At 68.4% G+C, this 9134-nt stretch carries 9 protein-coding genes, 1 tRNA gene, 1 other RNA gene and 1 pseudogene; 5 read left to right on the top strand and 7 right to left on the bottom strand.

Translation table 11 applies throughout. From position 1 onward, the window contains the following. A pseudogene (locus AC2VOG_RS03080) lies at nt 1-202 on the bottom strand (hypothetical protein); the annotation flags it as partial. A gap of 188 nt (nt 203-390) precedes the next feature. Here AC2VOG_RS03080 and AC2VOG_RS03075 point away from each other — a divergent pair. Both AC2VOG_RS03075 and AC2VOG_RS03070 read left to right on the top strand, forming a co-directional pair. Further along, a complete protein-coding gene (locus AC2VOG_RS03075) occupies nt 391-1620 on the top strand; it encodes a MurT ligase domain-containing protein (protein WP_486938447.1) in 1230 nt (409 codons plus the stop codon). A gap of 4 nt (nt 1621-1624) precedes the next feature. Next, the gene (locus tag AC2VOG_RS03070) at nt 1625-2317 is read left to right on the top strand and encodes a type 1 glutamine amidotransferase (protein WP_486938448.1); all 693 of its coding nucleotides are present in this window, start codon (nt 1625-1627) and stop codon (nt 2315-2317) included. Between the two features lie 170 nt (nt 2318-2487). Here AC2VOG_RS03070 and recR read toward each other — a convergent pair whose 3' ends face one another. Together recR and AC2VOG_RS03060 are read right to left on the bottom strand one after the other, a co-directional pair. Beyond that, nucleotides 2488-3099, bottom strand: coding sequence for a recombination mediator RecR (recR, locus tag AC2VOG_RS03065; protein WP_486938446.1), 612 nt, complete (start codon nt 3097-3099; stop codon nt 2488-2490). After that, on the bottom strand, nt 3092-3421 hold the full coding sequence (locus AC2VOG_RS03060; protein ID WP_486938445.1) for a YbaB/EbfC family nucleoid-associated protein: 330 nt from the start codon (nt 3419-3421) through the stop codon (nt 3092-3094). Before AC2VOG_RS03060 ends, recR begins: the two co-directional genes overlap by 8 nt. Nucleotides 3422-3519: 98 nt before the next feature. Here AC2VOG_RS03060 and AC2VOG_RS03055 point away from each other — a divergent pair, with 98 nt between their 5' ends. Continuing rightward, entirely contained in the window at nt 3520-4287 is a 768-nt protein-coding gene (locus AC2VOG_RS03055) for an Rv3717 family N-acetylmuramoyl-L-alanine amidase (protein WP_486938444.1), read from the top strand. Here AC2VOG_RS03055 and AC2VOG_RS03050 read toward each other — a convergent pair. The 4 genes from AC2VOG_RS03050 to ffs all read right to left on the bottom strand — a co-directional run bounded on the left by AC2VOG_RS03050 (nt 4284) and on the right by ffs (nt 8151). After that, nucleotides 4284-4721, bottom strand: coding sequence for an SRPBCC family protein (locus tag AC2VOG_RS03050; protein WP_486938443.1), 438 nt, complete (start codon nt 4719-4721; stop codon nt 4284-4286). The two genes, AC2VOG_RS03055 and AC2VOG_RS03050, sit on opposite strands and share 4 nt — an antisense overlap. Before the next feature lie 71 nt (nt 4722-4792). Further along, a complete protein-coding gene (locus AC2VOG_RS03045) occupies nt 4793-6625 on the bottom strand; it encodes a DNA polymerase III subunits gamma/tau (RefSeq protein ID WP_486938442.1) in 1833 nt (610 codons plus the stop codon). 109 nt (nt 6626-6734) lie between these two features. Further along, nucleotides 6735-8024, bottom strand: coding sequence for an aspartate aminotransferase type Ic (locus AC2VOG_RS03040; RefSeq protein ID WP_486938441.1), 1290 nt, complete (start codon nt 8022-8024; stop codon nt 6735-6737). Nucleotides 8025-8056: 32 nt separating this feature from the next. After that, an RNA gene (ffs, locus tag AC2VOG_RS03035) (signal recognition particle sRNA small type) lies at nt 8057-8151 on the bottom strand. A gap of 91 nt (nt 8152-8242) precedes the next feature. Here ffs and AC2VOG_RS03030 point away from each other — a divergent pair. Together AC2VOG_RS03030 and lucA are read left to right on the top strand one after the other, a co-directional pair. Further along, nucleotides 8243-8328 (top strand) — tRNA-Ser (locus AC2VOG_RS03030). 74 nt (nt 8329-8402) lie between these two features. Continuing rightward, nucleotides 8403-9134 (top strand): lipid uptake coordinator LucA (lucA, locus tag AC2VOG_RS03025; protein ID WP_486938440.1); only part of this gene is annotated, 732 nt, incomplete at its 3' end.

Below are 9134 nucleotides of genomic sequence, written 5' to 3'. Positions count from 1 at the left end.
CGACGCCGGGGTTGAGCAGGCTGACCACCGACTGCTCAACGTGGCCCTCGACGTCCAGCGCGAGCACCGCGAGGCTGATGACGCGGGCGCTGCCGGGCTTGAAGCCGGAGGTCTCGACGTCGATCACGGCCCAGCCTGCGCCCGCTTCGGTGACCGGCCGCCCCCAGGACGTTGCCGTTGCAACCGCCGCGTTGTCCCGCATGAACCGAGGATTTCATGTCGAGCCGACATCGCCCGGTCGCTGCGCGCCGTGTCGTGAACTTAGTCGCGGGAAGCTGACCCGCTGCGCTCGGAACAGCGCCGAGCTTGCGATCACCCTCAAGACTTCCCACGGGTGACCCGCTGCGCTCGGAACAGCGCCGAGCTTGCGATCACCCTTAAGATGCCCGGGTGATCAACGCCCGCGGACGACTCGCCTTGGCCGCCGGAGCCGGCGCGCGCTGGGCGTCCCGGGTGACCGGCCGCGGAGCCGGGGCGATGATCGGCGGCCTGGTCGCGATGACGCTGGACTCCTCGGTCCTGCGGCAGCTCGGCACCGGCAGGCGCACGGTCGTCGTCACCGGCACCAATGGGAAGTCCACCACCACCCGGATGACCGCGGCCGCCCTGCGGACCGTCGGAGCCGTCGCCTCCAACGCCGAGGGCGCCAACATGGACGCCGGCCTGGTGGCCGCGCTGGCCGCTGATCGGGCCGCCGCGCTGGCGGTTCTCGAGGTCGATGAGATGCATGTGCCACATGTCGCCGACGCCGTCGAGCCTGCCGTTGTCGTCCTGCTCAACCTGTCCCGCGACCAGCTGGACCGGGTCGGCGAGATCAACGTGATCGAACGTCGGCTGCGGGCCGGGCTGGCCGCGCACCCTGCTGCCGTCGTCGTCGCCAATTGCGACGACGTGCTGATGACGTCGGCCGCCTACGACCACCCCCACGTGGTCTGGGTCGCCGCCGGGGGCAGTTGGACGGCCGACTCGGTGAGCTGCCCGCGCAGCGGCGAGGTGATCGTCCGCGACCAGCGAGACTGGCATTCCACCGGCGCCGACTTCAAGCGGCCCACTCCGCAATGGTGGTTCGACGACGAAAAGCTCTACGGTCCAGACGGATTGGCGCTGCCGATGACGCTGGCCCTGCCCGGAAGGGCGAACCGCGGCAACGCTGCGCAGGCGGTGGCAGCGGCGGTGACGCTGGGCGCCGATCCGCCGGCTGCGGTCGCAGCGGTGGCCGGCGTCGACGAGGTCGCCGGCCGCTACCGCACCATCGAGGTCGGCGCGCAGACCGTGCGCATCTTGCTGGCCAAGAATCCCGCCGGCTGGCAGGAGGCGCTGTCGATGGTGAACAAGGACGCGGCCGGGGTGGTGATCGCGGTCAACGGTCAGGTGCCCGACGGCGAGGACCTGTCCTGGCTGTGGGATGTGCGCTTCGAAGACTTCGAGCAGACTTCCGTGGTCGCGGCCGGCGAACGCGGCACCGACCTCGCCGTGCGACTCGGCTACGCCGACGTCGAGCACACACTGGTGCACGACACGGTGGCCGCGATTGCCTCCTGTCGGCCGGGACCGGTCGAGGTGGTCGCCAACTACACCGCGTTTCTCCAGTTGCAACGACGGCTGACCCACCATGACTGACTCGGTGGTGCGGATCGGCCTGGTACTGCCCGACATCATGGGCACCTACGGCGACGGTGGCAACGCCACGGTGTTGCGGCAGCGGCTGCGACTGCGGGGCATCGCCGCGGAGATCATCGAGATCACGCTGGACGACCCGGTGCCCGACAGCCTCGACCTGTACACGCTGGGCGGTGCCGAGGACTACGCGCAGCGGCTGGCCACCACACACCTGATCCGCCATCCGGGCCTGCAGCGCGCCGCCGGGCGCGGCGCGCCGGTGCTGGCGATCTGCGCGGCGATTCAGGTGCTGGGCCACTGGTATGAAACGTCGGCCGGTGAACGGGTCGACGGTGTCGGACTGCTCGACCTGACCACGTCGCCGCAGCCGTCGCGCACCATCGGCGAGCTGGCCACCTCGCCGCTGCCGAGCGGGTTGACGGCGCCATTGACCGGGTTCGAAAACCACCGCGGTGGAACGGTTCTCGGGACGTCGGCGGCTCCGCTGGGCGTCGTGAAGAGGGGGGCGGGCAACCGCTTGGGCGACGGCGTCGACGGCGCCGTGCAGGGCAGCGTGTTCGCGACCTACATGCACGGGCCGTGTCTGGCCCGCAATCCGGAGTTCGCCGACCTGCTGCTCGGCACCGTGGTGGGCGAATTGGCGCCGCTGGATCTGCCCGAGGTGGAACTGCTGCGCCGGGAACGCCTGCGCGGGTAGACCTCTCCGGGGGTGCACTCTTTTTTTGTTTTGTGACCACATGCGATATCACTCACGGCCCGTGATATCGCATGTGGTGACGATTCGTAAAACGTATTAAGCCTTGGACCCAGGTGCCAGAGTTGCGGATGTGACTGCGTGGCTCGGTGCGCGGCGCGTCGAGACCCGGCTCAGGCCATCGCGCGGCGGCCGGTCAGCGCACGACCCAAGGTCAGCTCGTCGGCGAATTCCAGGTCGCCGCCCATCGGCAGCCCGGACGCGATCCGGGTGACGGTCAGGCCGGGAATGTCGCGCAGCATCCGGACCAGGTAGGTGGCCGTCGCCTCGCCTTCGGTGTTCGGGTCGGTGGCGATGATCACCTCACCGATGTCCACCCCGTCAACCTGCTCGCCGATCCGGTTCAACAACTCACGAATCCGCAACTGGTCCGGCCCGACACCGGACAGCGGATCCAGTGCGCCACCCAGAACGTGGTAGCGCCCGCGAAATTCGCGCGTGCGCTCGACGGCCTGGATGTCCTTGGGCTCCTCGACGACGCACACCTGTGTACCGTCGCGCCGCGGGTCCGCGCAGATGCGGCAGCGCTCGTCGTCGGAGACGTTGCCGCACACCGAACAGAACCGCACACCGTTACGAACCTTGGCCAGCACCGCGGTGAGCCGGTCGATGTCCGGCGGCTCAACCGACAGCAAATGAAAAGCGATGCGCTGGGCGCTCTTCGGCCCGATACCCGGCAGTTTGCCGAGCTCGTCGATCAAATCCTGGACCGGTCCTTCAAACACCCAGTACGCCGCCGCCCATGCCGCCGGCCAGCGGACCGAGCTGCTCCTGCGCCAGATCGGCAACCTGCTGGGCGGCGTCGGCGAGTGCGCCGACGATCAAGTCCTGCAGCGTGTCGACGTCGTCGGGGTCGACGACCTTGGGGTCGATCTTCACCGCCACCACCTCGCCGCTGCCCTTGACGGTGACCTCCACCAGGCCACCGCCGGCCTCGCCGTGCACCTCGGAGTTGATCAGCCGCTGCTGGGCGTCCATCAACTGTTGCTGCATCTGCTGAGCCTGGGCGAGCAACGCCGACATGTCGGGCTGGCCTCCGGGTTGCATGACAATCCCCTCGCGTCTTGGTATCGACTTGGTTTCGCCTGCGTCGTGCGGGCGGTTCAGAGTTCCAAGCGTAGACGGCGCGGGGCTAACGTGGCGCCGTGCGCATACCTCACCGCCTGCGTGTCGGATCCGCCGCCGCGATCGGCGTGATCGCCGTCGCCGCCGTCGTGACAGCGACACCGCCAACCGCCCTCGCCGCGCCCGGCAACATCGCCGGCATGATCGTGTTCCTCGATCCCGGCCATAACGGCGCCAACGACGCATCCATCAGCCGCCAGGTGCCCACCGGTCGCGGCGGCACCAAGAACTGCCAGGCCAGCGGTACAACGACCGTCGACGGCTACCCGGAGCACACTTTCACCTGGGACACCACCCTGCGTCTGCGCGCCGCGCTCAACGCGCTGGGCGCCCGGACCGCCATGTCACGCGGCGACGACTCCACGGTCGGGCCCTGCGTCGACCAACGCGCCGAGATGGCCAACGCGCTGCATCCGAACGCCATCGTCAGCGTCCACGCCGACGGTGGCCCGCCGGCAGGACGCGGATTTCACGTCAACTACTCCGCTCCGCCGCTCAACCAGGCGCAGGCCGGACCCGCGGTCCAACTCGCCCGCGTCATGCGTGACCAGATGCAGGCTTCGGGCATCCCCCCGGCCAGCTATATCGGCCAAGACGGCCTCTACGGCCGCTCCGACCTGGCCGGGCTGAACCTGGCGCAGTACCCGTCGGTTCTGGTCGAGTGCGGAAACATGAAAAACCCGGTCGACTCGGCGCTGATGGAGAGCCCCGAGGGCCGGCAGAAGTACGCCGAGGCGATGGCCCGCGGTGTCGCCGCGTTTCTCGGCGGCCAAGCCGCCGCGCGTTAGCCCTCGACGACCTTCTTCAGGTTGGCCAGTAGCTCGCCCTGGATCTTCTTCAGGCCGAGCGGCGCGAACGTCTTCTCGAAGAAGCCCTTCACGCCACCGGCACCCGTCCAGCTGGTGGTGACGGTGACGCTGGAACCCGGTCCGGCCGGCGCCACCGTCCAATTGGTGACCAGGGTCGAGTTGGCGTCCTTCTCGATCACGGCGTGACCGGCGACGTCGACGCTGGCCTTGATGTCGCGGACCCGGGACTTGGTGGCCTGCAGCTTCCAGCCGGCGACGGTTCCCTGGCCTTGTCCTCCCTCGATGACCCGGTAGTCGTGGTAATGCGACGACAGGATCTTGGGCCGGACTTCCCGGTAGTCGGCAACCGCCGACAGCACAGTGGCGGGCTCAGCGTTGATCAGGATCGTGTTGGCGGCACTGACGTGTCCCATGAGATATAACCCCTCTGCGCGGACGTGCTCTCGCCGACCAGCGTATAGGTCGGTCCTCGAGCCCCAGGCGCTCAGCCCTTGTCGATGCGGCGCGCGCCCAGTTCGCTCTGCAACAGTTCGAGCGCGGCTTCTTCGGGATCGCGGCGCGGTGCCGACGGGTCGTCCTCGTTGGCCTCGGCCAGCATGCTTTCCTCTTCGGCCCGCTGGTCCGATTCGGTGTCGACCGCGGGTTCGGGCGGTGGCGGCGGGACTACCCGGCGTGGACGCTCAATCGGCGGCGTTACCGGGGCCGGTGTTGCGGGTGCTGCCGCCGCGGTCGGCTCGCCGGCTTCGCAGCGCACGCGCCAATCGACGCCCAACGCGTCTTTGAGCGCCTCGGCGATGACGTCGGCATTGCGCTGTTCGCTCAGCCGTTTGGCCAGCGGCGCGGATTCGTGACTCAGCACCAACGTGTTGCCCTCGACCGCGCGGACCGTCGCACCGGCCAGCATCACCTCGGTAGTCCTGCTGCGCTGCCGTACCTTGTCGCGCACAGTCGGCCACAGGGTGCGCACGGCGGCGGCGTTCGGTTCGGCGGAGCCCACTGCGGACGGGCCTTCCTCCACCGGGACGGGATCGACCGGAGCCGGCGCGAGCGGGCTGGGCCGCACCGCGGCCGGCTCGGCCGGCGCAGGCGCGGGCGGTTGCACCGGCGCCGGCGCCTGCGCCGATGGGCGCACGTAAGCGGGCTGCTCGCCTACCGGGATGGACATGTCCAGGCGGGTCTCGATCCGCTCGAGGCGTTGCAGCAGGGCCGATTCGGCGTCGCTGGCCGACGGCAGCAACAGCCGCGCGCAGATCACTTCGAGCAGCAGACGCGGCGCTGTCGCCCCCCGCATCTCGGTCAGGCCGGCGTGCACGACTTCGGCGTAGCGGGTCAGCGTCGCACGACCTATCCGGGTCGCCTGCTCACGCATCCGGTCCAGCACGTCTTCGGGGGCATCGACCACACCCCGGGAGGTGGCGTCAGGAATCGCTTGCAGCACAAGCAAATCGCGGAATCGCTCCAACAGGTCGGTGGCGAACCGCCGCGGATCGTGACCGGCGTCGATCACCGACTCCACCGCGCCGAACAACGCCGCGGCATCCCCGGCGCCCAGCGCGTCGACGGCCTCGTCGATAAGTGCCACGTCGGTGGCGCCCAGCAGGCCCAGCGCCCGCTGGTAGTTGACCCGGTTGCCGTCGGCCCCGGCCAGTAATTGGTCGAGCACCGACAGCGTGTCGCGCGGCGAACCACCGCCGGCCCGGATCACCAACGGATAGACGGCGTCGTCGACGACCACGTCCTCTTGGGCGCAGATCTTCTCGACCAGGCCGCGCATAGTCCGAGGCGCCAGCAGCCGGAACGGATAGTGGTGGGTCCGCGAGCGGATCGTCGGCAACACCTTCTCCGGCTCGGTGGTAGCGAACACGAAGATGAGGTGATCGGGCGGCTCCTCGACGATCTTGAGTAGCGCGTTGAAACCGGCGGTGGTCACCATGTGCGCCTCGTCGACGATGAACACCCGATACCGCGACTGGGCCGGCGCGTAGAAGGCGCGGTCCCGCAATTCGCGGGTGTCGTCGACACCACCGTGGCTGGCCGCGTCGAGCTCGACGACGTCGATGGTGCCCGGCCCATTGGGCGCCAGGCCGATGCAGGAGTCGCAGACCCCGCAGGGCGTGGCCGTCGGCCCCTGCTCACAGTTCAGCGAGCGGGCCAGGATGCGCGCCGAGGAGGTCTTGCCGCAGCCCCGGGGACCGGAGAACAGGTACGCGTGGTTGATGCGGCCTGCCGTCAACGCGGTCGACAGCGGCTCGGTGACGTGTTCCTGCCCCACCACTTCGGCGAAGGTCGCGGGACGGTACTTACGGTAGAGAGCCACGGTCAGAGGCTACCCAGGGTGGCCGACTCGGGCCTGGCTGGGCGTTGACTCTGCGCTCACGGCGCGGAACACTCGCACTTTTCCGCCATGGACGCAGAGCGAAGGGCAATCAGTCGTGGTTCAGCAGCGACTCGGTCGCCGACAGCAGCGTGCACGTGGCCAGCCCGTCGATCGCGTCACGCAGATCGGACTCCGGCGGGAACGTCGGTGCAATGCGAATGTTCTTGTCATCCGGGTCTTTTCGGTACGGGAACGACGCGCCCGCCTCGGTGACCGCGATGCCGGCGTCCTTGGCCAGCGCGACGGTGCGCTTGGCTGTGCCCGGCAGCACGTCGAGGCTGATGAAGTAGCCGCCCTCCGGCTCGGTCCAGGAAGCGATCTTCGACTCGCTCAGTCGCTGGTCGAGAATCTCCAGCGCGAGCGCGAATTTCGGTGCCAGCAGTTGCTGATGACGCCGCATCTGCAGGCGCACACCGTCGGCGTCGCCGAAGAAGCGCAGATGCCGCAACTGGTTGACCTTGTCCGGGCCGATCGACTTCTTGCCGGCGTACTGCAGGTACCAGGCAATGTTGCCCAGCGAGCCGCCGAAGAAGCTGACGCCGGCGCCGGCGAAGGTGATCTTCGACGTCGACGCGAAGACATAAGGCCGGTTGGGATTGCCCGCCGCAGCGGCCAGACCCAACACGTCGATCGGCTGGGGGAAGTCCAGCGTCAGGGTGTGCACGGCGTACGCGTTGTCCCAGAACAGCCGGAAATCATCGGCGGCCGTTCGCATTTGGACGAGCCGGCGGACCGTCTCCCAGGAGTAGCTCACGCCCGTCGGGTTGGCGAACACCGGGACCGCCCACAAACCCTTGATGGCCGGGTCGGCCGCGACCAGCTCCTCGATCAGATCGACGTCGGGGCCGTCCTCACGCATCGGGATCGGGATCATCTCGATACCGAGCGTCTCGGTGATCGCGAAGTGCCGGTCGTACCCGGGCACCGGGCACAGAAACTTGACGGCCGCCTCGTCCTTCCAAGGGCGTGGGGAATCCACTCCGCCGTAGAGCATCGAGAAGACGATGACGTCGTGCATCAGTTCGAGGCTGGCATTGTTGCCGGCGATCAGATTCTGCACCGGAATGCCGAGCAGCTCGCCGAAGATGGCCCGCAGCTCGGATAGCCCGTGCTGCCCGCCGTAGTTACGGGTGTCGGTGCCGTCGCCGTCGCGGAAGTCATTGCCCGGCAGGCTCAGCAGCGCATTGGACAGATCGAGTTGCGCGCTACAGGGCTTGCCGCGAGTGAGGTCGAGGGCAAGCTTCTTGGCTTGTAGGTCGGCGTATTCCCGCTGGTGGCGGGCATGAACTGCCTCGAGGTCGTCGCGGCCTAGGGAACTGAACGAGCCGTACGACACCATCCGCCTTCCGACGATCTTCCATGCTGGCTTGCGATAGGGGACCCCGCGCACCCGCCAGAGCCCATTGACCCTTGCTGCCTTCCGGCCCTGGGGGAGTTCACAGGATGGACGCCGCGCGGGGTCCGACCAGAGTCTAGTACGCGCACCCGGCGTCGCCTCGGCTCGCTCCGGTCATTGGCGTGCATCGTCACCGAGCGGGCTCCGCTACCATGACCGACGGAGGATTCGCCTAGTGGCCTATGGCGCTCGCCTGGAACGCGGGTTGGGTTAATAGCCCTCGCGGGTTCAAATCCCGCATCCTCCGCGCAAAGTCCGAGGAACGACCAGGCCCGATTGATAGGGTCTGGTCGCTTCTGGACTATCAGCTCGAGGAGGAGCATGGGACGCAGGGCCACCATCTTCTGGCACGCGGCGCTCTCGGTCGCCGCCGGCGTCCTTTACTTCTTCTTCGTGCTGCCGCGTTGGCCCGAGTTGATGGGCGACACCTCACACGGCCTGGGTACGGTGGCGCGGATTGCCACCGGCATCGTGATCGCGCTGGCCGCGCTTCCAGTCGTGTTCACGCTGCTGGAGTCGCGCAAGCCCGAATTCGGCACACCCGCGCTGGCGCTGACGCTGCGCACCTGGTCGATCGTTACCCACGTGACTGCCGGCGTCCTGATCGCCGGCACCGCGATCAGTGAGATCTGGCTGAACCTGGACAAGGTGGGCCACTGGCTGTTCGGCGTTTACGGCGCCGCCGCGGCCATCGCGGTGCTCGGCATTGCCGGCTTCTACCTGTCGTTCGTCGCCGAGTCGCCACCGCCACCGCCGAAACCGCTGAAGCCCAAGAAGGAAAAGAAGTCACGCCGAGGCCGCGGCAAGAAGGACGACGCGCCCGCCGACACCGATTCCGATCCCGATCTCGAAGAAGCCGAAGACACAGAAGCCCCCGACGACACCGCAGATGCCGACGAGCGGCCTGTCATCGAGACGGCCGGCGACGAGCCCGAGTCGACGGCCGAGGAAGCCCCTGCCATCGAAGAGTCAGACGACACCGTCGCGGCCGAGACCGGCGGACTGCGCAACCGGCGGCCGTCCGGCAAGGTGTCGCACCGTCGTCGGCGTTCG

Source organism: Mycobacterium sp. TH-M11 (genome assembly GCF_057473725.1).
The sequence above is the reverse complement of the archived record's forward strand: the minus strand, read 5'-3'. Positions and strand labels throughout refer to the sequence as shown.